Genomic DNA, 22,096 nt, shown 5'->3' on the forward strand with positions numbered 1-22,096 from the left:
GACGGCGCCCTGCCCGGCGCGCCCAAGCCTCGACGCGCGCGCTCGTTTGCGCTGGCGGCGCGGTTATGGCGCGAGCAGATCACCAAGCATAAAGCCCTGCTGGCCTGGGCGAGTTTGCTCGCCGCCATCACGGCGGCGGCGGCGTCCGGCTATGGCGTGGTGGTGCAACAGGCGTCAGGCCTTCTGGAAAGCCGCGACCCCAGCGTGCTCTGGCTGGCGCCGGCGCTGATCCTGGGCGCGGTGATCGTGCGCTCGGTCAGCCTGTTTTTGCAAAACCTCGCCACCAACCGGCTGGCGCTGGCGATCATGCGTGACCTTCAGGTCGCCATGTTCGACCGGCTGATCACGGCTGACTTTCAAAGGCTGGAACGTGAGCCGGTGGGCGCGATCATCTCGCGCTTCACAAACGACATCACCATGCTGCGCGAAGGCCTGATCCGCGCCGCCAACAATCTCACCCGCGATTTCCTGACCGTGGTGGGCTGTCTTGCGGTGCTGTTCTGGCTCGACTGGGCGCTAACGCTGGTGGTGCTCGCCGTGCTTTTGCTCGCGGGCCATCCCATCACCGTCATCGGCAAGGCGATCCGCAAGCGCTCGGGCGATATTCAGGACCAGATGGGCGATGTGTCGAGCTTTCTCGAGGAAGGCTTTTCCGGCGCCCGGATGATCAAGACCTTCTCGCTCGAAGACTGGTCGCAGACCCGGGCCCGCGGCCGCTTCCAGCAGCGCTTTGAACTGTTGCTCGCCATGGTCGCCCAGCGCGCCCGGATCGAGCCGATCATGGAAGTCGCCGCCGGCGTCGCGCTGGCGGTGATCTTCGGCTTCGCAGGCTGGCGCGCCTTGAACGGCGCGACGGAACTGTCGGACCTTCTGGGCTTCATCGTCGCTTTCGGGGTGATGAGCTCGCCCATCCGCGCCCTCGCCTCGCTCTCGGGCGTGCTGCAGGAAGGCTTCGCGGTGCTCGACCGGGTCTTCGCCCTGCTCGATGAAGAACCCAGTCTCACCGAAGCGGACGACGCCAAACCCCTCGCCCTCACAGGCGGCCATGTGCGCGTGAATGATGTCAGCTTTCAGTATGAGCCGGGCGTGGATGCGCTGTCGCACATCACGCTGGACGCCAAGCCGGGCGAGACGATCGCCTTGGTGGGGCCGTCAGGCTCGGGCAAGACGACGCTGCTAAACCTCATCGCGCGGCTGTATGATCCCCGTGAAGGTTCGGTGGAGATTGATGGTCAGGACATCGCCCGGGCCCAGCTCGCCTCGCTGCGCCGCCAGCTGGCGCTCGTCAGCCAGGAGGTGACCCTGTTTGACGACACGATCAGAAACAATATCGCGCTCGGAAAGCTCGGCGCCTCGGATGACGAGATCATCGCCGCCGCCAAGGCCGCCGACGCCCATGACTTCATTCTGGGCCTGTCGGGCGGCTATGACACCCAGGCCGGACCGAAAGGCTCGAACCTGTCGGGCGGTCAGCGCCAGCGCGTGGCCATCGCTCGCGCCATCCTGAAAGACGCGCCGATCCTCTTGCTCGATGAAGCCACCAGCGCGCTCGACGCCAATTCCGAAGCGCGGGTGCAGCACGCCCTTGATGAGCTGAGCCGCGACCGCACCACCATCGTCATCGCCCACCGCCTCGCCACCGTGCGCAAGGCGGACCGCATCTATGTGATGAAGGCGGGCGAGATCGTGGAAAGCGGCGACCATGACAGCCTGATCGCCCAGACCGGCCTCTACGCCCAATTGAGCGCGCTGCAATTCGCGGACGGGTGAGCGGGCTCTCCCTCACCCCATGATTGGCCACAGCCCGCAGCGCTTCAAGTCGCCCACCCGCTCACCGGGCACATAGACCGTGTTTTCTACGCCTTCCTCGCCCGGACGGAGGCGGTCGCCGTCAAAGGCGGCGCGGGTATAGCCCAGCTCTTCGGTCAGCGCCTGATCGGCGAGCTCATTGGTTTGCATCAGGATGAGCGGACGGCAGCGCTGAAGCGTCTCTTTGGCGCCGCGCACCACCGAGGCGAACCAGCCTGGCGCGTCGATCTTCAGAAACCCCGGATTGAGTCCCAGCATGTCCAGCGTGAAGGTGCGCGCCTCGCCCGCCATCATTTCAAGCTGGTCAGGGTCAAACCCGCTGACCCGGTGTTCGCTCAGCCAGCCGCCCGCCTGATCGGGATCAAACGAGGCCAGCCCGTCATAAACAAAGCTGCGATAGACCGGCACGTAGAGCCGCCGCGCCTCGTCCTTGTCGCCGAGCCCGCAGGCATAGACCGCCAGCGCAGGATCATCGTCAAACAGGGTCGCGAGCGAGCAGGCCAGCGGCACATTGGGTTCAAAGGCATGGATCAGGGCGTCAGGCTGATACAGCCGTATCGCGTCCACGCTCTGGCCGCGATGGGCGCCCACATCAATGAAGACCTCGCCCGGATCGGGCCGCCAGCGTGAGAGCAGCGAGAACTCGCGCTCGAACGGGCGGCGCAAGGTGCGGCGCATGAAACGCTGGGCGCGGGCCTTGGCGTCGACAAATCGCGGAAACCGGCTTTGCAGAGCCCGGACATGACTGGTGATCGGCATGAGGCGCTCCCTCCTGCATCCAGAAGATGCAAGCGGTGCGCCATCAACCTCAAGCTATTCGCGGCGTAGGATTTTCTCGGTCAGGGCTGAGCCCCACCAGCTGGCCATGAAGCCGTCATGGCACGCCTGGCGGTCATATTCGGTGCGCACCCAGTCCAGAAAATCGATCGGCGACGCGGCGTTTCTCTGACGATAGAGATCAAAGAAATGATCGAGCATGCCGGTCTTGCCCTGCTTGATATGGCCGTATTTGAACGAGAGCTGCTCGACCGCCTCTTCAAACGGCGCCTTCTCGTGCAGCAGCTTGTACATCACCGCCACGATGCCCGCCCGGTCCGCGCCGGACTTGCAGTGCATGAAGGCGGGATAGGCGATCTCGTCGAACACTTTGATCAGATGCTCGATCCGTTCCACATACGGCGCCTCGCGCGAGCCCCAGGGCAGGTCGACGATCTCAAGGCCCAGCTCGGCGCAGGTATGATGCTCAAGATCATAATAATGCCGCCCCGGCTGGGTCCCGCGCAGGTTGAGGATCGTCTTGAACCCCATATCCTTGAGCGCTTTCAGCCGCTTGGGGCTGGGCTGATTGCCGCGCCACATTTCGCCGCCCACGCGGTGCATGTTGTGAAAGCTTTGGCGCAGCACGCCATGATCGCCCCACATCAGGCCCTTCATCGCGCGCTTGTAATCAAGCGGATCGTTCAAATCATACGTCATGGCGGGGTGAAGTAAGGCGCTTGAGCGCCCTATGCAATGGCCTCGTCCGTGCGATTGACGCGCACGGAACGCTTGACGGATCGGTCCGGGGCGGCGATCCAGCGCAGACCATGTTGAAGTCCATCCTCTCCTCGCCTCCGGTTCAGGCGCTGATCGCTGCGTTGCTGGCGGGCTATATGAGCCTTGTCAAAGCCACCACCCGCTGGGAGGTGCGCGGGCGCGAACACGCCGAACAGATCTGGGCGGGCGGAGACGGCGTGGTGTGCGGCGTCTGGCATGGCCGGATCCTGATGACCATCGCCGCCTGGCCCAAAGACGTGCAGCCGCCCGCCATATTGATCTCGCGCTCACGCGAAGGCGATGTGGTCACCAAGGTCGCCGCCCATCACAAGGTGGAAGTCGTGCGCGGCTCCTCGCGCAACAAGACCAAGACCAAGCAAAAGGGCGGGCTGAGCGCCTTCCGCGAAATGGCCCGCTGGGTCGAAGGCGGCGGCTGCATGGCGCTGACCCCGGACGGGCCGCGCGGGCCGCGCATGCGCGCAGGCCTGGGCGCCGTGAAACTCGCCCGCGCCACGGGCGCGCCCCTGCTGGGCATGGGCTGGTCCACCTCAAACGCGATCATCTTCAAGAGCTGGGACCGGTTCGTCCTGCCCCTGCCCTTTGGCAAGGGCGTCATCGTCTGGGCCGAGCCTGTCCGGATCGCCAGAGACGCGGACAAGGATGCGCTGGAAGCGGCGCGCGCCACGCTGGAAGCGCGCATGATCAGCGCCAATATGGAAGCCGATCTCGCCTGCCGGGGGGAAGCGATCACCGCCGCACCGCGGCCCGAAGCCCAACAGGACGCGGCATGAGCGCGCCGGGCCTGTCGCTCTATCGCGCCGCCAGCACCGCCCTGAAGCCAGCGGCGCGCTGGCTGTTGAACCGGCGAGCCCGCGCCGGCAAGGAAGATCCAGACCGGCTGACCGAGCGCTTGGGACAGGCGGGACTGCCGCGGCCCGAGGGCGCGCTCATCTGGCTGCACGCCGCCAGCGTCGGCGAAAGCCAGATGGCGCTGACAGTCGCTGAAGCCCTGCTCACTCAGCATTCGAACGCCCATGTGCTGATCACCTCCGGCACCCGCACCTCTGCAAACCTCATCGCCCGTCGCGGCCTCGACCGGCTGATCCATCAGTTTCCGCCCGTGGATGCGCCAGACTGGGTGAGCGCCTTTCTCGACCATTGGATGCCTGACCTGGCGGTGTTCACTGAAAGCGAGCTGTGGCCGAACCTCATCCTCGCCGCGAAAGCGCGCGGCGTGCCGCTGGCGCTGATGAATGCCCGGATGAACCGCAAATCCCTCGACGGTTGGGCGCGCTGGCCCGGCAGCGCCCGCACGCTTCTGGGCGCGTTTGACTGGATCGGCGCCGCGGACCAACGCACGGCGGACGGTCTGTCCCGCCTCACAGGCCAGCCCATCACCCATGCGGGCAATCTCAAGCTGGAATGCGGATTGCCGACGCCGGACCCCGAGACGCTGACTGAAGCTCAGGCGCTGATCGGCGACCGTCCGGTCTTTGTCGCGGCCAGCACCCATGCGGGTGAGGAAGCGCTGATCGCCAGCGCCAATGCTCACTTGCTCGCCTCTCACCCCGACGCGCTGATGATCCTGGTCCCGCGCCACCCTGAGCGCGCAAGCGAAGTCGCGGATATCCTGAGCGAAGCGGGGCTCAGCTTCGCCCAGCGCTCCAAGGGCGAAACGCCTCAGAGCGCTCAGGTCTGGCTGGCCGATACGCTGGGCGAGATGGCGCTGTGGTATGCGCTGTGTCCGGTCGCCGTGATCGCGGGCAGTTTCATCGACGGCATTGGCGGGCATAACCCGATCGAGGCCAGCCGCGCCGGATCCGCCGTGATCACCGGGCCGTATGTGGACAGCTTTGCAGATGTCTACGCCGTCTATGACAGCCATGACGCGCGTATCATCGCCCGCACGGCGACCGAAATCGCACAGGCGGTTCAGACCGGCTGGAGCGACGGGGACAACAGAACTGAAAACGCCCGGGCGGCGCTCGACGCCTTGCCCGGCGGCGCATTGCCCCTCACCCTGTCAGCCCTGAACCGCCTGTTGGACCAAGGACTCCCTCGATGAGAGCGCCGCCCTTCTGGGATGACACCGCACCGCGCAGCTCCGCCGCGCTGACCCGCGCTCTGCTCTCGCCGCTGGGGACGCTCTACGCCTGGGCCGGAGCCCGCCGCATCCGCACCACAACGCCTGCGCCGGCCCCCGCGCCTGTGATCTGCGTGGGCAATCTCACCGTGGGCGGGGTCGGCAAGACGCCGGTGACCGCCGCCCTGATGCGCGCCGCCCATCAAAAAGGGCTGAAAGCGGCGGGGCTCAGCCGCGGCTGGGGCGGCAAGCTGGCGGGACCTGTGAAGGTCGACGCGAAGATGCACGCCGTCGCTGATGTGGGCGACGAACCGCTGCTGCTCTCGCGCCTGGCGCCGGTCTATGTGGCCCGTCAGAGGCCTGAGGGCGCGATGATGGCCGCTCAGGAGGGCGCGGACCTCATCCTCATGGATGACGGCCACCAGAACCCCAGCCTTGAAAAAACGCTCTCCATCGTGGTGGTGGACGCGGTGACAGGTTGGGGGCCGGGCACGATCTTTCCCGCCGGGCCGTTGCGTGAACCGGTCAAGGCCGGCCTGGCGCGCGCCGACGCGGTGATCGTGATGTGTCCCAGCGCCGAATACACGCCCGACCTTGAAAAGCTTCAGCTCTCAGACCTTGAAATCCCGGTGCTGACCGCCTGGCTGGCGCCGGAAGCCGCGCCGCCTTCCGGTCCGCTTCTGGCCTTCGCCGGCATCGGACGTCCGCAGAAATTCTACGACGCGCTGGAAGCCGCCGGCGGGACTTTGGCCGATACGGCGAGCTTTCCCGATCATCACGCCTTCACCCGTGGCGAGATCGAGGAATTGGCCGATCTGGCTGAAAGTCATAACGCCACTTTGATCACCACCGAGAAAGACCATGTGCGCCTGCCTGGCGGTGTGAAGGGTTCGGTCATCGCCTGGCCAGTGCGCGCCGTGTTCAAGGATGAAGCGCGGCTGGACGCGTTGATTGATCAGGCCATGGATTCCTACGCCAACTCCCGCTAAGCCAGAGCCATGTCAGATTTGATGAAATCCATCGGCTTTCGCGCCGAAGCCCTGGGCTGGGACGCCTATCAGGGTCTGTTCCGCTCCATGGGTCTGGAGCGCGCCTCGGACTATGGCGCGAAGCTTCTGCGCACTTTGGGGCCGAAAGTCTCCGTCCATCATGTGGCGCGCGTGAACATGCAAATCGCCTTTCCCGAGGCGTCAGAGCGCGAAATCGACGGATTGCTGGACGCCATGTGGGACAATTTCGGCCGCGTGGTCGGTGAATTCCCCAACATGCACCGCTTTGATCTCGGCCCGGACAGCGACCAGGTCGAAGTGGTGGGCGCGGACATCCTCGCCGAGCTCGACCGTCAGGGGCGCCCCGCCGTGCTGGTGGGCGGGCATTTCGCCAATTGGGAAATGCTGGCCGCCGTGATCGTGCAGCACATGAAAGACTGCCGCATCACCTATCGCCACGCGAACAACCCGCTGATCGACAAACGCATCATCGACCAGCGCAAGGCCTATGGCATCAACATCCTGGCCCCCAAGGGCGGCCATGGCGCCAAGGAATTGATGCAGGCGCTGAAAGCGGGCGCCTCGGTCGGGCTGATGAACGATCAGAAGATGAATGACGGCGTCGCCGCGCCGTTTTTTGGTCGTGACGCCATGACCGCCGCCGGCCCCGCGCGCATGGCGCTGCGCTATGACTGTCCGCTGGTGCCGATGAATGTGGTGCGCAAGGACGGCGCCCGGTTCAAGGTGACGATCTACGAGCCCCTGCCCAAGCCTGACGGTCAGGACGCGGCGGCCATCCTTGAGACCGTCACCACCATCAACCGCTTCATCGAAGACCGCATCCGCGAAGCCCCCAGCCAATGGTTCTGGGTGCATCGCCGCTTTGAAAAGCCACTGTACAAGAAGGCGAAGACGGAAGGGGCTTAGGGCGTTTCTTCCCCTCTCCCCTCAAAAAGGGGAGAGGGACGCTCACCAGCAGCTTCGCGAGTACTCCCCCACCTGTCATTCACCGGTTTATCCGGCGAACCCATGCCGTGACCTGTGATCGAACCCACCGGCATGGATCCCCCGCATGAAGCGGGGGATGACGTGTATGAGAGTCTTGGAATCCGAACATTGTCATCCCGGCCCTGAGCCGGGATCTACTGCAGGCGTCTCTGTGATCAGAACAGAGTGATTCCGGTGGATCCCGGATCAAGTCCGGGATGACACGTTGGAGAGACCTAGTTCTTTCCTGCGCAGGAAAGAACTGAAAGCCCTACCGCAACCCGCTCGGATCCACCTCAAGCGCTTCAGCCGGGTCGATATAGCGATTGTGCCACTTGATGCGCCAGTCGAGATGCGCGCCGGTGGAACGACCGCCGGAACCGACTTCGCCGATCACCTCGCCTTGCGCAACTTGCTGGCCGACTTCGACATTGACCGCGCCCAGATGCAGAAAGGCGCTGGTCAGGCCCTGGCCGTGATCAATGAAGATCAGCCCGCCTTCGTAATACATGTCGGGATCGGCCAGCGTGACGACGCCCGCCGCCGGCGCGGTCACCGGCGTGCCGCCGGGGGCGGCGATGTCGATGCCATAGTGAGGACGGCGCGGTTCGCCATTGTAATAGCGCTGGCTGCCATACACGCCCGTCAGCCGCCCCTCGACCGGCATTTCAAACGCGGTCGCGAAACCGTCGCCAGACCAGCGCGAGGTATAGGCGTTGCGCTTTTCGCGGCCCTCGGCGCGGATGCGGTCCAGCACCTCTTCAGGCGGGGTGACATACTCCTGCGGCACGCCTTCGATGCGCTGGATGTCATACTCGCGCTGCGCGACGCTGACACTCTCTTCATAAGACAGACCCGCCCCGCTGACGCTCAACGTCGTCTGCGGCTCGGCGTCCCGGTCATGGCCCAGCACCACCCAACCGTCGTCATCGGCGGAGACGGTGATGTCGCCCAGGCTCACATCGGCGCCGGGCGCGGTGCGGCAGACGATCATCGCGCCCTGGCGATGGGTTCCGGCGCAATTGATCGGCGAAACCGCGGTCGGCGCGCTTTCCGCGATCAGGGCTGCCATGGGATCAGCCGCGCCCTCCGGCGCTGAGGCGACGGATTGAACAAGGGCGAGCGCGGCGATCAGAACCATGAGGATTATCCCGGTTTTTGCTGTTTGGTGCTGCCAGGGCCTTGATAGACCTCACGCCAGCGCGCCGTGGCGGCGTTGGCGTCCAGATAGGCTTCCTGCAGCTCGGCGGACCAGTAGCGCAGATTGTTGATGGCGATTTTCTCACCCGTCACCGCGCATTTCACATAGGCGCCGGGTTTCAGGATCATGAAATCCGCGTCGCCATACTCGAGCATGGCCTCGCCGGTGAAATCACGATCAAAAGAAGTCAGATCAGTATCGGTCATGCGCCTTTCCTATCACGTCTCTTTGCGCAAACGGAAGATGGCAAACAGCACGCCTTTCTTGACCGACTCACACCGCGTCGCGAGGTTGGTCCCATGAGCATCATTCGCCGCCTGTCGCCAGAAACCGTCAACCGCATCGCCGCAGGCGAAGTGGTCGAGCGCCCCGCCAGCGCCGTCAAGGAGCTGGTGGAGAACGCGCTGGACGCCGGCGCGCGCCGGATCGACGTGCGTATCGAAGGCGGCGGGCTGACCCGCATCGTCATCGAGGATGACGGCTCGGGCATGGACGCCGAGGGGCTGGAAACCGCCATTGAGCGGCACGCCACGTCCAAATTGCCCGTGGGCGAGGACGGCCAGGACGATCTTCTGAACATCCATTCCATGGGCTTTCGCGGCGAGGCCCTGCCCTCCATCGGGTCGGTCGCGCGCCTGACGATCACGACACAGGATCAGGAGCTGGGTGAAGCCTGGGAGCTATCGGTCGAGGGCGGAACCAAATCCGGCCCGCGCCCGGCGCCCTCGCTGGGCCGCCGCGGCACGCGGGTGGAGGTGTGCGATCTGTTCTACGCGACGCCCGCCCGCCTGAAATTCCTCAAATCGGAACGCGCGGAAAGCACCGCCGTCGCCGATGTGATCAAGCGCCTCGCCCTCGCTCGCCCTGATGTGGGCTTCTTCCTGTCCGTCGAGGGCCGCTCTCGCGTCTCCGCCCCGGCGGAAACGACCGATGATCGCGACGAGGCGCGGCGGGGTCGTCTGTCGTCGATCCTGGGCGCGGACTTTGGCGAGAACGCTCTGGTGATCGATCAGGAGCGTGAGGGCGTGCATCTGACCGGACTCGCCAGCCTGCCCACCTATAATCGCGGCTCGAACCAGCACCAGTTCCTGTTCGTCAATGGCCGCCCGGTGAAAGACAAGCTGATCGTCGGCGCGGTGCGCGGCGCCTATCAGGATTTTCTCGCGCGCGACCGGCATCCGGTGGTGGCGCTCTATGTGGATCTGCCCACCGGCCATGTGGATGTGAACGTGCACCCCGCCAAGGCCGAAGTGCGCTTTCGCGATTCAGCTCTGGTGCGCGGGCTGATTGTGGGCGCGCTGCGCCATGCGCTTGCGGGGGCGGGCCATCGCGCGTCGACCACGGTCGCGGGTTATGCGCTGGGCCGCGCGCGGCCTGAAGGCGCGCCGTCTCACGCTTTGCCTTTGACGCGGGGCAGTTCGATCTCCAGCGGCTGGGCGAACCGGCCCTCCCCCGCCTGGGAGAGCCAGCTGTCCGAGCATCACGACACGTCAGGGTATGGCTATGGCGAGTCCCGGACCGAAACGTCCCAATATGAGCGCGGCGATCTGGCGCCGGGCATGTCGGCGCGTACCGAGCCCTCTTATGGCGGCGAACCTTCACAAAGCGGGTCAGAGCCTGAACCCCAGCATCCCGACTATCCGCTGGGCGTGGCGCGGGCGCAGGTTCACGCCACCTATGTGATCGCCCAGACCGAGGACGGTCTGGTCATCGTCGACCAGCACGCCGCCCATGAGCGCCTCGTTTATGAGCGGATGAAGAAACAGCTCGCCGCCACCGGCGTCGCGCGGCAAGCCTTGCTGGTGCCTGAAATCGTCGAGCTCGATGAAGCCGAGGCGCGCCGCGTGCTCGACCGCGCCGATCAGCTCGCCGAGCTGGGTCTTGTGATCGAACCCTTCGGCCCCGGCGCGCTGGCGGTGCGCGAAACGCCGGCCCTCCTCAAACGCCTTGACGTGCAGGGCCTGATCCGGGACCTGGCCGACGAGATCGCCGAATATGACGAAGCGCTGTCTCTGAAAGAAAAGCTCGAAGAGGTGGTCGGCACCATGGCGTGTCATGGCTCGGTGCGCTCGGGCCGTCGCCTGACGGGCGAGGAAATGAACGCGCTCTTGCGCGAAATGGAAGAGACGCCCCATTCGGGCCAGTGCAATCACGGCCGCCCCACCTATGTGGAGCTGAAACTCGCCGATATCGAGCGCTTGTTCGGGCGGCGCTAGGAGCGATCTGCGCGCAAGCCTTTGCGTGTATACATTAATTTATTTCCTAACAAAAGGTTTCACGCCTTGCCTGTTGGGCCTCCCGCTTGCATAAGCAGAGCGAGGGACCGTGACGGGGGAATATCGTGCATCATTTTCGCACAACGCTTGTTCTGGCGCTGTTTGCAGCGCTGCTCGCTGGATTTACGCCCGCGCTGGCGCAGGGCGCCTCGGAGTCCGAAACGATTGTCATCCACCAGATGGATGTGCGCGACAGCAGCATTGATCTGAGCGGCACGCCGCCGACCATCTATATCGACTACGACATTGAAGATGTGTCAGAGGATAATCCGGGTCTCGAGGACCTCTTCATTCACCTCATCAATGATGAGGGTGAGCCGGTCACTTTTGATACCAGGGCAGTGTTTGGGAACGCGAATTTTGATGTAATCTGGCCCCTACGGGCCAGAGGCACAGTGGAACTTGAAATACCCGCCCTTCTGCCGCCTGGCGAATACGACGTGGCCGTCACGATCCATCGGTCGGCAAGCAGAAAAGTCATTGACAAACAACTCGGTATCTCCACGCCGGGCACGGTCACGCTCTTCAGAGGCGGTGATGGTCCATGGACCACACCGCCGAGCTTTACAGACATCTTTGGGACCGTTGGCGACACCAATGTCACATACGCGCCTGGATCATATAGCTATTATGTTCGAATGCTTGACAATAATCGCTCCGGGCTCGTGTCCCTGACGGTCGAGTTGTTCAAGGATGGCGTCAGCACAGGCTCACGGGTGTCCCATGTCTTGCCCGATGATATGGCAAGGTTTTCAGGTTCCCCTCCCGGCGGTGTTATGGGTACCCAGATCAACCTCCCTCAAACCTTGAGCGATGGTGAGCATGAGGTCGTGTTCACTGTCACAGATGCGTCTGGCCTGTCTACAACGGCGCGTCGGACTCTGGACATCACCAATCTCAGAGATGAAGAGACGCCGCCCGTCATTGAGTCTGTTTCGTTTAGAGACGCATCCATAGATTTGGGCGAGAAATACACCCCTCCTCCATTTGTAGTGCTTTATGAATACTCTGATGTTGGTATAGGGGTTTCTAAAGTTGACTATATCCTCGTCAATCAAGAGGACTCCTCTGATCGTCAAACGCTGACCATTGCATTTGATTCTCCAACGCGCAGCGTGTCCGGCTCTCATTCCCTGACGAACGCGTTTGATCTGAATGCCGGGCGCTACACTCTAGCGGTTCGGCTATACGACGATGCCGACAATGAAACCTTTGAGGAAAACCTCGACAGCATCGAGATCACAAGCGACGACACGCAGAACCCTTACGTCAATTCGCTGACCCTGACGCCCAATCAGATCGAGACCAGCCCCATCGCGACACCTGTGTCGCTCAGCTATTCGCTGCGTGATCCGGGCACTGCGGGCCTGCGCGAACTCCAGCTGTCTCTGCGCGACGTCAACAATCCAGGCCGGACATACGCGGTCGACACCCTCCGGTTCACCCGTGAATCGCGTCTGGACAGCCAGACCCAGATCAGCCTGCCCGCCTCTCTGCCGATCGGGGAATACTTCCTGCGCTATGAGCTCAAGGACGCAGCCGGCAATATCGCGACCGGGACCGTGAGCGAACGCCTCACAGTCACAGAAGGGTCTGTCAGCCCTGTCTTCACGGCGCTCAGCCTCAGCGCTGACACCATTCACACCGATGATCCGTCCGGCGAGCTGGTCGTCAGCTACGCCCTGACTGACGGGGATGAGCGCGGACTGCGCTGGCTGAAGCTTGCCCTGGAATCAGAAACCGGCGATCGCGTTCAATCTCAAACGATTGATTTGCAGGGTGCGCCCAGCGCGAACGGGACCTACAGCTTCTCGCTCAGCGACTTCATCGGGCGTCCGGGACGCTATCAGCTCATCGCGACGGCGGCCGATACGGACGCGTATGAAGCGACCTCTCTCACCCAGCTGCCCTCCACCCCCGAACGCGTCGAGATTCTGGAGCCCAACCAGCGCCGGTTCGGTCCGTATTCCTGGGCGGGCGTCGGCACCGAAGACCATCCCTACCGGGACATCTACCGTCTGAGCGGCTTGCAGCATGGCGCGCCCTCATCCATCCAGCTCATCAGCGTCGAAGACACCGACAACACGCTGTCTTCGTGTTCCGTGGACGTGCGCGATGATCGCTATAACGGCTCGGAATATCTGATCCTGTCGCAGGATATCGCGCAAACCTGTTCGAACATGGGTCTGACCCAGTTGCGGTTTCTCATCAGCTTTCCGGCGCAACAAGACCCGGACGCGGTGACCCTCAGCCGGTTCAAACTCAGCCCGAGCGGGCGTTTGACGGACATGGCCGCGGATCGCGTGATCACCGCCTATGATTATGAGCAACGCCAGGCGCTGGAATTGGAACTGGGTCCCTTTGAGTGGGTGGAAAGCGGCCAGGAGCGTCAGCATCTGATCGTCTTCAGCGCAGTCAGCGGAGTGCAGCAGATTGACGTTGCAATCCGGAACGCCTCTCGTCCCGGCTTCTCAGGCGCCTACTCTGATTGCACCTTCAACAGGTCGCCTTCGGACGCTGAGGAGTCGCATTATCTACTGACGTCCCAGATGCTGGCGGCGTGTGGCGAGATCGGGCGCGCTGATCTGAGCTTTCGTCTGAGCGGCGCCACACCCTGGATCAATGAATTCACTTCCGCATCCCGGCTGATCTCAACAGCTGACGGCTCCATCAGTGATTTCGCACCCGACTACACGCCCTCTCTTCAGCCCGAGCTCACAGCCTTGTCGGGCGGGGTGACCCTGGCTGTCTATCCGCCGTTTGAATGGACCGGAGACGCCAACGCCCCCACGTCAAACCTGTTCCGCCTTGCGGGTCTGAATGGCGGCGCGCCTGTGGAAATCGTCTTGCGGGCGCTTCAGGACGAAGACTGGACCGATTGCGAATTGCCCATAGGGGATGAGAACGCGGGCGCTTTTGACTATATCATCACCAATCAGGACCTTGCGGAATGTGGCGCTTTTGGCCGGGCGGACCTGCAGTTCAGAATCACCTATGTGACCAACGCCCAAGGTGATGAGCCTCCGACGCTCCGCCGCCTCGCCGTCGGCGCGCATGGCGATCTGACCGATTTCGGGTTTGATCTGGATGACCGCGACGCCGTCTCGCCCACCCCCATCGCCAACGGCATGGCGGAGATTGAATTCGGGCCGTTTGAATGGACCGGCGACCACACGGTCTCCACCCAGAACGTGTTCCGCATCTCGGGGCTTTCCGGAGCGCCGGACAGCGTGGACATCGCGCTGATGAACGCCACAACGGACGGCTTCCAGGGCGATTTCTCGGACTGCTGGCTTCAGATCCGACCCAATCGCGTGGGGCGGAACGAGTTCGTCATCGCCTCCAATGATCTGGTGGATTGCGGCGGTTTCCTGCGGGCCGATCTGCGGTTCCGGGTGCGGGCGCAGGCCGACCAGTTCGCCGACGAGGTGCGGATGCGCCGGTTCGCCGTGACGCGCAATGGCGGGCTGACCGACTTCGGGTTCGACAACCAGCACTGAGTGAACGCCGCCGCCCCACACTCTGTCGCAGTCAGATTGCGGCGCTTTCACTGGACCGTGTGGCGCGCGCCCTGCTAAGCGTTTCATCAGAGGGAATGCAGGGACTTGATCATGCAGCGAATGTTTTCGCGTCGGCGCAGCGCCGGGTCGTTCACGATTTTCGGCTTTATCGTCGCCGTCCTTGTGCTGATCGCAGATCAGGCCAGCAAATACTGGATCCTGTACGGGCTCGATCTCGACGGGCGCACCCCGCAACAGGTTCAGGTCCTCGATCCGTGGTTCAACCTGACCATGGTGTGGAATCACGGCGTCAGCTTCGGCATGTTCCAGGCCGATTCCGATCTTCAGCGCTATTTGCTGGCGGGCGTGTCGCTGGCGATCGCCGGCATGCTGATCCTCTGGATGTTCCAGACCACGCGCCGTTTGCAGGCTTTGGCCTTCGCCCTGATCATCGGCGGCGCCATCGGCAATGTCATCGACCGGTTGATCTATGGCGCGGTGGTCGACTTTTTCGACTTTTCGGGGCTCTACTTCCCCTATGTGTTCAATGTCGCGGACGCAGGCATCTGCATTGGCGTCGCCGTGATGATTTTGGACCTGATCGTGAACGGGGACCGTTAAACCGGCCTTCCAGCGGCGCCGGGCCTCTGGCCAGAGCGTGCGCCAGTCTGATACAAGCGGTGAGAACCGCCCATGAAAGCGAGCTTTCGACCCATGCGTATGCGCACCGCCCTGATCCTTTCCGCCACCGCCCTGTTCGCGTTGACCGGCTGTAATTCCGGCGTCCGCCAGGCCCTTGGCGTGGACAAGACCACCCCGGACGAGTTCCGCGTCGTGACGATTGCGCCGCTGTCGGTGCCGCCCGAATACAATCTCACGCCGCCGCGTCCCGGTGAGCTGCGCGCAGAAGACATGTTCCAGGACCAGCAAGCGCGCCGCGCCTTGTTCGGCGATCTGTCCGGCACCAACGCCAGCGACGCCGAGATCCTGTTCGCATCCCGCGCCGGCGCAGCGGACGCCAATCCCAATGTGCGCGCCATCATTGATGGTGAAACCGCAGCCCTCGTCCGCAAGGATGAGAGCTTCGCCAATCGCGTCCTGTTCTGGCGCGACAATGAACGCCTGGTCCAGCAAGGCGGCGAGCCGATTGATCCCGAAGCCGTCACCGCGGCGATCGAAACCGTCACCGGCGGCGGAGAAGTCGAGATCGAGCGCCGCCGCACCGTGCGCCGCAAGCTGCCCGGCCTCTAAGCCTGGCGCACCCTGGCTGATATCTGCGAACGCCCGGCCCTGCGCCGGGCGTTTTGCATTCAGCAGACCCTGTTTCCTGCCGTTTGAGGTTTGACACTCGCCCCGGAGCCGGACACTTTTGCGGTTAAGCTCTAAAGAGCACCAAAGGGGAGAGAGATCATGATCCGCACCATCGCCGCACTTGGCGCGCTCGCCGCCGTCTGGCCTGCGACCGCCCTGGCGCAAGACGCCGAGCCGCTCACTGTCATCCATGCCGGCCATCTGATCGCAGCGCCGGGCGAGGAGCGTGTGCGCGAAGGCGTCTCCATTCTGGTGCGCGGCGATGAAATCGAAGCCATCGAAAACGGTTATGTCACTCCGGACGGCGCAGAGGTCGTGGACCTGTCGGACTCCTGGGTGATGCCCGGCTTTATCGACGCCCATGTTCACATCACCAATCAGCAAGGCGCCGGTCGCCGCATCTCCGCCTTCACCGAAGGCACGGCGGACCGCACCATTGACGGCGTCATGTATGCTGGCCGCACCCTGATGGCGGGCTTCACCACGGTTCAGGATGTGGGCGGCGATATTGAAGCGGTCCGCGCGCTGCGCGACGGCGTTGAAACCGGCGACATCGTCGGCCCGCGCCTGCGCATCGCCGGCGGCGCGGTGACCCCCACGGGCGGCCATGGCGACGCCAATGGCTGGAGCGTGGAAGTCCTGCGCGCCAATGGCAGCCCCTATGCCTGCAACGGCGCGGATGATTGCGCCCGCGCGGTGCGCCAGCTGGTTCAGGAAGGCGCGGACGTCATCAAGATCACTGCGACGGGCGGGGTTCTGTCCTCCACCGGCGCGGGCGTCGAGCAGCAATTCTTCCAGGAAGAGCTCGAAGCGATCGTCGGCGCCGCGCACATGATGGGCCGCCGTGTGACCGCACACGCCCACGGCGTGACCGGCATCAACGCCTTCCTGCGCGCCGGCGGGGATTCCGTTGAGCACGGCACCTATCTCGACCGCGAGTCGATCCGCCTGTTCCGCGACAATGACGCCGTGCTGGTGCCCACCGTGATGGCGGGCGAATGGGTGGCGAATCAGGCGGACGCCGGCTGGATGACGCCGTTCCAGGCGGCGAAAGCCCGCGTGGTCGGCCCGCAAATGATTGAAATGGTCCGTCGCGCCCATGAGGGCGGCGTCACCATCGCCTTCGGCACCGATTCCGGCGTCTCCGCCCATGGCGACAATGCGCGCGAGTTTCTGCTCTACACGCAAGCCGGCATGACCGAGATGGAAGCGCTGGCCACCGCCACCACCGTGGGCGCCCGCCATGTGCGGCTGGAAGACGAGATCGGCCGCATCGCGCCGGGCTTCTCCGCCGACATCGTGGCGACCAATGGCGATCCGCTGTCTGACATCGAAGAGCTGATGGACATCGACTTCGTCATGGCCCGCGGCGTGGTGCACAAGAACGAAGAGTAAGGCTTCGCCCCGGACAGCGCAGGACGCTGATCCGGGACCTCTCTCAGCCTATGGCGCCAATCTGCAAAGAGGTCCCGGCTCGGTCTTTCAGACCGTCCGGGATTTCATCTTAGACAACAAGAGTGACCCCGACCCATGTCCCAACTTGACGACACCTATACCGGCACCAAGCCGGTCGCAGACGCCCTGAAATTCGACCAGTCCGCGCTGGAGCGCTGGATGGAGGCGCATGTGGAGGGGTTTGCGGGACCGCTGACCATCGAGCAGTTCAAGGGCGGGCAATCCAACCCCACCTACAAGCTTGAAACGCCCAAGGCGCGCTATGTGCTGCGCCGCAAGCCGCCGGGCAAGCTGCTGCCCTCCGCCCACGCGGTGGACCGCGAATACCGGGTGATGAAATCCTTGGGCGAGCAGGGCTTCCCCGCCCCGCACATGTTCGGCCTGTGCGAGGATGACAGCGTCATCGGCACGGCGTTCTACATCATGGATTTCGTCGAGGGCCGGATCTTCTGGGATCCGTATCTGCCCGATCTGAAGCCCGAGGATCGCGCCGCGATCTATGACGCGTCCAACGCCACCCTCGCCCATCTGCACTCGATTGACCATGAGGCGGCGGGCCTGGGCGATTACGGCAAGCCGGGCAATTATTTCGAGCGCTCCATCGGCCGCTGGTCCAAGCAGTACAAAGCGGCGGAGACGCAGACCATCGCGGCGATGGACAAGCTGATCGAATGGCTGCCCGAACACGCCCCGGCGCAAGAGCGCACCAGCGTGGTGCATGGCGATTACCGCATCGACAACATGATCTTCCACCCCACCGAGCCCAAGGTCATCGCGGTTCTGGACTGGGAATTGTCGACGTTGGGCGATCCGCTGGCGGACTTCACCTATCAGCTGATGCAATGGCGCACGCCCAAAGACATGCGCAACGGCTTCCTCGGCGCCGATCTCAAGGCGATGGGCATTCCCACCGAGGACGAATACGTCAAAGCCTATTGCGAGCGCACAGGCCGGGACGGCATCCCCAAGCTCGATTTCTATTTCGCCTACAACATTTTCCGCCTGACCAGCATCGTGCAGGGCGTCTACGCCCGCTCGCTGCAGGGCAACGCCTCCAATGAAAAAGCCAAGGAAATGGGCGCCCTCGTCCAGCCCATGGCGGAATACGCCTGGAGCATCGCAGAAGGGGCGTAGGCGGCCTAGCCGCCCAGATGGCTGAGGAAGGGCGCGCCCAGCGCGGCCGCCATCACCAGCTCGAAACCCAGCGCCATGGCGTTATAGGCGGTGCGGGTCTCCTGCTCGGCGTCGGTCAGCATGGACAGGGCGCGCCCGATCACCATGCCGAGCCAATAGCAGCTGGCCGCGAAGCTGGCGCCCATCACCGCGCCGGCGCCCGCCTGAAAGCTCATCACGATCGTCAGGATCACCGAAGCGTGCAGCAGCAAGAGCGCGCCGCCATAACTGGCGCGAAACTCCGACCAGCCGCCTTTCCAGCGCGGATCGGGCGCCAACCGCACGACGCTTTGCGCCCAGCGCGGCATGATCAGCGCGCCCAATCCCATCCCGACGCCCATCAGGGCGGCGAGGCCGGCGATAATCCAGGTCGCGGGAAAGTCCATCATGGCGGTTCTCATTGTCGCTATGAACGAGCTTACGCGCGGACACGGCGATCAGATCACTTCAAGGCGCGGTTATCCACAGCCTCGCCGTAAAAGAAAAGCCCCGGCGTGAGCGCCGGGGCTTTGAGGGGCGTGAGTTCGGAGACTGGCTAGCCGTTGAGCCAGCGCTTGGCTTCCAGCCGGGAGATCGTGCGTTCATGCACCTCGTCCGGGCCGTCGGCCATACGCAGGGTGCGGATGCCGGCGTAGGAATAGGCGAGCGGGGTGTCATTGCTGACGCCGCAGCCGCCATGAGCCTGAATGGCGTCGTCGATCACCTTCAGCGCCATGCGCGGAGCGGCCACCTTGATCATGGCGATCTCGCCGCGGGCGACCTTGTTGCCCACCGTGTCCATCATCCACGCCGCTTTCAGCGTCAGCAGACGGCATTGCTCGATCTCGATACGGGCCGTCGCGATGCGGCCTTCCCAGACCGAATGCTTGATGATCGGCTTGCCAAAGGCTTCGCGGCTCATCAGGCGTTTGACCATCAGCTCCAGCGCGCGCTCCGCAGCGCCGATCGTGCGCATGCAGTGGTGGATGCGGCCCGGGCCAAGCCGGCCTTGCGCGATCTCGAAACCGCGGCCCTCGCCCAGAAGAATGGCGGAAGCGGGCACGCGCACGTTTTCGAGCTTGATCTCCATATGGCCGTGCGGCGCGTCGTCATAGCCGAACACCGGCAGGAAGCGCTCGATGGTCACGCCCTTGGCGTCGGCGGGGACGACGACCATGGACTGCTGGGAGTGCGTGTCCGCATCGGGATTGGTCTTGCCCATGACGATGAAGACCTTGCAGCGCGGATCGCCGGCGCCCGAGCTCCACCATTTGCGGCCATTGATGACGTATTCGTCGCCATCCTTCTCGATCCGGCATTCGATGTTGGTCGCGTCGGCGCTGGCCACGGCCGGCTCGGTCATCAGGAAGGCGGACCGGATCTCGCCCGCCAGCAGCGGCTTGAGCCATTTCTGCTTGTGCTCCTCGGTGCCGTAGCGAACGAAGACTTCCATGTTTCCGGTGTCCGGCGCGGCGCAGTTGAACACTTCGCTCGCCCACGGCACCCGGCCCATTTCCTCGGCCAGCGGCGCGTAATCGGAATTGGACAGGCCGGCGCCCTCTTCACTGTCAGGCAGGAACAAATTCCACAGGCCGGCGGCCTTGGCCTTTTGCTTCAACTCCTCGATGATGGCGGGGACCTGCCAGCGATCGGTTCCGAACGCCGCCATCTGCGCGGCGTACACCGGCTCGTTGGGATAGACATGCTCGTCCATGAAGGCGCGGACGCGCGCCTGATAGTCTTTGCAGAGGTCGGAATATTCAAAATTCATGGCGATAGGCCTCCCCTTGGCGGCGATCCGGACCCGGTCCGCCGAACAGTTCTTAAGAGCTTATCTAATTATCGTCATCCCGGCGCGAAAATCCAGCCTTAAAACCCTGCGGCACAATGGCGCCCGCAGATCGGTGTGCTAGCATCTGCAGCAATCTCAACAAGGAAAGGGTTGGGCCATGTCTGCGCTGCGCATTGAAATCGACGATCCCGCCCGGCCGGACGTCACCGCCCTGCTTCAGACGCACGCTGCGTTCGCGCTGGAGGAATCGCCCCCCGACACCTGTCATTTCCTGGATGTGGCGGGCTTGAAAACGCCTGACATCAATTTCTGGAGCGCGCGCAAGGATGGCGCGCTGCTGGGCGTCGTCGCGCTCAAAACCCTGTCAGACGCCGACGGCGAGGTGAAGTCGATGCATGTGGCCGAAGCCGCCCGGGGTCAGGGCGCGGCGCGCGCGCTGATGGAGCATCTGATTGAACAGGCGCGCCGACAAGGCCTGCAAAAGCTGTGGCTGGAGACCGGCAACACTCAAGGCTTTCAGGCGGCGGTCGCGCTCTACGCCAAGCTGGGTTTCACACAATGCCCGCCCTTTGGCTGTTACAAGGAAACCGATTTCAACGTCTTCATGATGCTGGATCTGGAAGCGCACCATGCTGCTTGAGCCCGAACTGCTGGAAAACGCCCATGTGCGCCTTGAACCGCTCAAGGAGACCCATCGCGAGGCCCTGCGTCCGCTCGCTCAGGAGGAAGAGATATGGGCGCTGACCAGCAAGCGCGGCGACGGTCCCTGGTTCGATCCCTGGTTTGACATGATGCTCAAGGGGCAGGAGGCGCGGACGCAGATCAGCCATGCGGTCTGGTCCAAGGCCACGAACGCCTATGCCGGTCACACCGCCTTCCTGCAGATCGACCGGGACAATCTGCGCGTGGAGATCGGCTGGACCTGGTATGGCGCGCCCTATCGCGGCGGCGTCACCAACCCGGCCTGCAAGGCGCTGTTGCTCGAACAGGCGTTTTCCGGCGGCGCAGAGCGGGTGGAGCTGAAAACCCACCATCTCAACGAGCGCAGCCAGGCCGCCATGCTGAAACTGGGCGCCATACGGGAAGGGACGCTGCGCAGCCATATGCGCACCTGGCGCGGGGATCGCCGGGGCACGGTGTTCTTTTCCATCCTGCCAGAAGAATGGCCGGGCGTTCAGGCCGGATTAAACCTCCGGCTCACAAACGCTTGAGTTTGCGGGGCAAGCGGTGATGATGGGGCCTCAAATCACAGGGGACGCTCACATGCTTCGCACAGTTCTGGCGCTTGGCGCTTTATCCGCCCTCGCCGCTCCCGCATGGGCTCAAAGCGAGCCTGGCAGCGTCTATTTCCAGATTGATAGCTGCGCCAGCTATCAATTGCCGGGCGAGCCGGTCTGGGAGACCGCCTGCGCGGCCCATGACAGCTGGAGCATCTTCCTGCACTCGTCCGAGCATGGCAGCGGCAGTTCCTACGCCTATAACGGCAGCGAGCGCACCGAATTTTATACGCCGCCCCGCACGCTGTTGTTCGGCGGTTATCATTCGACCATGGAATGGCGCCGCAATGAGAGCGGCGCCTACGCCACCATCCACCGCTATGTCAGCGAAGGCCCGTCCATGGATGTAGATCCCAATGGCGGCCCGGATTCAGGCGAAGACCAGCGTCAGGACCATCTGGTGATCACCGCGCTCAACCCCGACAGTTACGAGCGTGTCGCCTGCCCGCTCTTTGTGGTGGACGCCAGCCAGATCACCGACGCCAACGAGGCGGCGCGGATCCTCGCGGATACGTTTGCGCCCGGCCATGTGTGCGATGACAGCGAAGCCTATGTCTTCACCGATATGGGCGAGGTTTACGCCACGGTGGAAGCCTATGACATGGAAATGGAAATGAACGAGAGCCAGGGCGACGACGCCGCGTCCCCCATGCAGCCTCCCAAATCCAAGTCTTGATCCGGCCCTGCCGAACGCCGACATGTCCAAGTGACGGCGTTCGGGACAGGAG

20 protein-coding genes are annotated in these 22,096 nt (G+C 63.8%); 14 read left to right on the forward strand and 6 right to left on the reverse strand.

Annotated features, from left to right (window positions below; translation table 11 throughout):
* The first annotated feature begins 114 nt into the window (after window positions 1-114).
* On the forward strand, window positions 115-1,770 hold the full coding sequence (locus tag ACTIGF_RS14570; protein WP_439637562.1) for an ABC transporter ATP-binding protein: 1,656 nt from the start codon (window positions 115-117) through the stop codon (window positions 1,768-1,770).
* 12 nt (window positions 1,771-1,782) lie between these two features.
* Here ACTIGF_RS14570 and ACTIGF_RS14575 read toward each other — a convergent pair whose 3' ends face one another.
* Complete coding sequence (locus ACTIGF_RS14575; protein ID WP_439637563.1) at window positions 1,783-2,568, reverse strand: FkbM family methyltransferase; 786 nt, start codon at window positions 2,566-2,568, stop codon at window positions 1,783-1,785.
* 54 nt (window positions 2,569-2,622) lie between these two features.
* Window positions 2,623-3,285 carry a fused DSP-PTPase phosphatase/NAD kinase-like protein gene (locus ACTIGF_RS14580; RefSeq protein WP_439637564.1) on the reverse strand — a complete coding sequence of 221 codons (663 nt, stop codon included), beginning with the start codon at window positions 3,283-3,285 and terminating at the stop codon, window positions 2,623-2,625.
* A gap of 20 nt (window positions 3,286-3,305) precedes the next feature.
* On the opposite strand from ACTIGF_RS14580, the gene ACTIGF_RS14585 reads away from it, so the two are divergent.
* From ACTIGF_RS14585 to ACTIGF_RS14600, 4 genes are read left to right on the forward strand one after another with little or no spacing between them, the layout of a single operon-like run.
* The gene (locus ACTIGF_RS14585) at window positions 3,306-4,136 is read left to right on the forward strand and encodes a lysophospholipid acyltransferase family protein (protein ID WP_439637565.1); all 831 of its coding nucleotides are present in this window, start codon (window positions 3,306-3,308) and stop codon (window positions 4,134-4,136) included.
* Window positions 4,133-5,410, forward strand: coding sequence for a 3-deoxy-D-manno-octulosonic acid transferase (locus tag ACTIGF_RS14590; RefSeq protein ID WP_439637566.1), 1,278 nt, complete (start codon window positions 4,133-4,135; stop codon window positions 5,408-5,410). Before ACTIGF_RS14585 ends, ACTIGF_RS14590 begins: the two co-directional genes overlap by 4 nt.
* Window positions 5,407-6,417, forward strand: coding sequence for a tetraacyldisaccharide 4'-kinase (gene lpxK / locus ACTIGF_RS14595; RefSeq protein ID WP_439637567.1), 1,011 nt, complete (start codon window positions 5,407-5,409; stop codon window positions 6,415-6,417). Before ACTIGF_RS14590 ends, lpxK begins: the two co-directional genes overlap by 4 nt.
* Window positions 6,418-6,426: 9 nt before the next feature.
* Window positions 6,427-7,344 (forward strand): lysophospholipid acyltransferase family protein, encoded by a 918-nt coding sequence (locus ACTIGF_RS14600; RefSeq protein WP_439637568.1) that lies wholly within the window; start codon window positions 6,427-6,429, stop codon window positions 7,342-7,344.
* 331 nt (window positions 7,345-7,675) lie between these two features.
* Here the strand turns inward: ACTIGF_RS14600 and ACTIGF_RS14605 are convergent, their stop codons facing one another.
* Window positions 7,676-8,545 carry a M23 family metallopeptidase gene (locus ACTIGF_RS14605; protein ID WP_439637569.1) on the reverse strand — a complete coding sequence of 290 codons (870 nt, stop codon included), beginning with the start codon at window positions 8,543-8,545 and terminating at the stop codon, window positions 7,676-7,678.
* A gap of 5 nt (window positions 8,546-8,550) precedes the next feature.
* Window positions 8,551-8,811, reverse strand: coding sequence for a DUF2093 domain-containing protein (locus ACTIGF_RS14610; protein WP_022701607.1), 261 nt, complete (start codon window positions 8,809-8,811; stop codon window positions 8,551-8,553).
* A gap of 93 nt (window positions 8,812-8,904) precedes the next feature.
* Between ACTIGF_RS14610 and mutL the strand changes: the two genes are divergently transcribed.
* From mutL to ACTIGF_RS14640, 6 genes are all read left to right on the forward strand, one after another.
* Window positions 8,905-10,821: a DNA mismatch repair endonuclease MutL gene (gene mutL / locus ACTIGF_RS14615; protein ID WP_439637570.1), complete on the forward strand. Its 1,917-nt coding sequence runs from the start codon at window positions 8,905-8,907 to the stop codon at window positions 10,819-10,821.
* 125 nt (window positions 10,822-10,946) lie between these two features.
* Complete coding sequence (locus ACTIGF_RS14620) at window positions 10,947-14,381, forward strand: hypothetical protein (RefSeq protein ID WP_439637571.1); 3,435 nt, start codon at window positions 10,947-10,949, stop codon at window positions 14,379-14,381.
* A gap of 111 nt (window positions 14,382-14,492) precedes the next feature.
* Window positions 14,493-15,002, forward strand: a complete 510-nt coding sequence (gene lspA, locus ACTIGF_RS14625) for a signal peptidase II (protein WP_439637572.1) — start codon at window positions 14,493-14,495, stop codon at window positions 15,000-15,002.
* A 72-nt stretch (window positions 15,003-15,074) separates the two neighbouring features.
* On the forward strand, window positions 15,075-15,632 hold the full coding sequence (locus tag ACTIGF_RS14630; RefSeq protein WP_439637573.1) for a DUF3035 domain-containing protein: 558 nt from the start codon (window positions 15,075-15,077) through the stop codon (window positions 15,630-15,632).
* A 159-nt stretch (window positions 15,633-15,791) separates the two neighbouring features.
* Complete coding sequence (locus ACTIGF_RS14635; RefSeq protein ID WP_439637574.1) at window positions 15,792-17,087, forward strand: amidohydrolase family protein; 1,296 nt, start codon at window positions 15,792-15,794, stop codon at window positions 17,085-17,087.
* 135 nt (window positions 17,088-17,222) lie between these two features.
* Window positions 17,223-18,281 carry a phosphotransferase gene (locus ACTIGF_RS14640; protein ID WP_439637575.1) on the forward strand — a complete coding sequence of 353 codons (1,059 nt, stop codon included), beginning with the start codon at window positions 17,223-17,225 and terminating at the stop codon, window positions 18,279-18,281.
* A gap of 5 nt (window positions 18,282-18,286) precedes the next feature.
* Here the strand turns inward: ACTIGF_RS14640 and ACTIGF_RS14645 are convergent, their stop codons facing one another.
* Window positions 18,287-18,709 carry a hypothetical protein gene (locus ACTIGF_RS14645; protein WP_439637576.1) on the reverse strand — a complete coding sequence of 141 codons (423 nt, stop codon included), beginning with the start codon at window positions 18,707-18,709 and terminating at the stop codon, window positions 18,287-18,289.
* Between the two features lie 146 nt (window positions 18,710-18,855).
* Window positions 18,856-20,070 carry an acyl-CoA dehydrogenase family protein gene (locus ACTIGF_RS14650; protein WP_439637577.1) on the reverse strand — a complete coding sequence of 405 codons (1,215 nt, stop codon included), beginning with the start codon at window positions 20,068-20,070 and terminating at the stop codon, window positions 18,856-18,858.
* A 178-nt stretch (window positions 20,071-20,248) separates the two neighbouring features.
* Between ACTIGF_RS14650 and ACTIGF_RS14655 the strand changes: the two genes are divergently transcribed.
* The 3 genes from ACTIGF_RS14655 to ACTIGF_RS14665 are packed head-to-tail and all read left to right on the forward strand — an operon-like array spanning window position 20,249 to window position 22,044.
* Window positions 20,249-20,731, forward strand: a complete 483-nt coding sequence (locus ACTIGF_RS14655; RefSeq protein ID WP_439637578.1) for a GNAT family N-acetyltransferase — start codon at window positions 20,249-20,251, stop codon at window positions 20,729-20,731.
* A complete protein-coding gene (locus ACTIGF_RS14660; RefSeq protein ID WP_439637579.1) occupies window positions 20,721-21,302 on the forward strand; it encodes a GNAT family N-acetyltransferase in 582 nt (193 codons plus the stop codon). The genes ACTIGF_RS14655 and ACTIGF_RS14660 overlap by 11 nt, the downstream gene beginning before the upstream one ends.
* A 52-nt stretch (window positions 21,303-21,354) precedes the next feature.
* Entirely contained in the window at window positions 21,355-22,044 is a 690-nt protein-coding gene (locus tag ACTIGF_RS14665; protein WP_439637580.1) for a hypothetical protein, read from the forward strand.
* Window positions 22,045-22,096 lie beyond the last annotated feature (52 nt).

The organism is Oceanicaulis sp. (assembly GCF_051859625.1).
Lineage (GTDB): Bacteria > Pseudomonadota > Alphaproteobacteria > Caulobacterales > Maricaulaceae > Oceanicaulis.

Excerpts from the sequence above, each read along its gene's own strand:
- ACTIGF_RS14575 (WP_439637563.1), bottom strand. The coding sequence starts at position 2,568 with ATGCCGATCACCAGTCATGTCCGGGCTCTGCAAAGCCGGTTTCCGCGA.
- ACTIGF_RS14580 (WP_439637564.1), bottom strand. The coding sequence starts at position 3,285 with ATGACGTATGATTTGAACGATCCGCTTGATTACAAGCGCGCGATGAAG.
- ACTIGF_RS14590 (WP_439637566.1), top strand. The coding sequence starts at position 4,133 with ATGAGCGCGCCGGGCCTGTCGCTCTATCGCGCCGCCAGCACCGCCCTG.
- lpxK (WP_439637567.1), top strand. The coding sequence starts at position 5,407 with ATGAGAGCGCCGCCCTTCTGGGATGACACCGCACCGCGCAGCTCCGCC.
- ACTIGF_RS14600 (WP_439637568.1), top strand. The coding sequence starts at position 6,427 with ATGTCAGATTTGATGAAATCCATCGGCTTTCGCGCCGAAGCCCTGGGC.
- ACTIGF_RS14605 (WP_439637569.1), bottom strand. The coding sequence starts at position 8,545 with ATGGTTCTGATCGCCGCGCTCGCCCTTGTTCAATCCGTCGCCTCAGCG.
- ACTIGF_RS14610 (WP_022701607.1), bottom strand. The coding sequence starts at position 8,811 with ATGACCGATACTGATCTGACTTCTTTTGATCGTGATTTCACCGGCGAG.
- mutL (WP_439637570.1), top strand. The coding sequence starts at position 8,905 with ATGAGCATCATTCGCCGCCTGTCGCCAGAAACCGTCAACCGCATCGCC.
- lspA (WP_439637572.1), top strand. The coding sequence starts at position 14,493 with ATGCAGCGAATGTTTTCGCGTCGGCGCAGCGCCGGGTCGTTCACGATT.
- ACTIGF_RS14630 (WP_439637573.1), top strand. The coding sequence starts at position 15,075 with ATGAAAGCGAGCTTTCGACCCATGCGTATGCGCACCGCCCTGATCCTT.
- ACTIGF_RS14635 (WP_439637574.1), top strand. The coding sequence starts at position 15,792 with ATGATCCGCACCATCGCCGCACTTGGCGCGCTCGCCGCCGTCTGGCCT.
- ACTIGF_RS14640 (WP_439637575.1), top strand. The coding sequence starts at position 17,223 with ATGTCCCAACTTGACGACACCTATACCGGCACCAAGCCGGTCGCAGAC.
- ACTIGF_RS14645 (WP_439637576.1), bottom strand. The coding sequence starts at position 18,709 with ATGATGGACTTTCCCGCGACCTGGATTATCGCCGGCCTCGCCGCCCTG.
- ACTIGF_RS14650 (WP_439637577.1), bottom strand. The coding sequence starts at position 20,070 with ATGAATTTTGAATATTCCGACCTCTGCAAAGACTATCAGGCGCGCGTC.
- ACTIGF_RS14655 (WP_439637578.1), top strand. The coding sequence starts at position 20,249 with ATGTCTGCGCTGCGCATTGAAATCGACGATCCCGCCCGGCCGGACGTC.
- ACTIGF_RS14660 (WP_439637579.1), top strand. The coding sequence starts at position 20,721 with ATGCTGCTTGAGCCCGAACTGCTGGAAAACGCCCATGTGCGCCTTGAA.
- ACTIGF_RS14665 (WP_439637580.1), top strand. The coding sequence starts at position 21,355 with ATGCTTCGCACAGTTCTGGCGCTTGGCGCTTTATCCGCCCTCGCCGCT.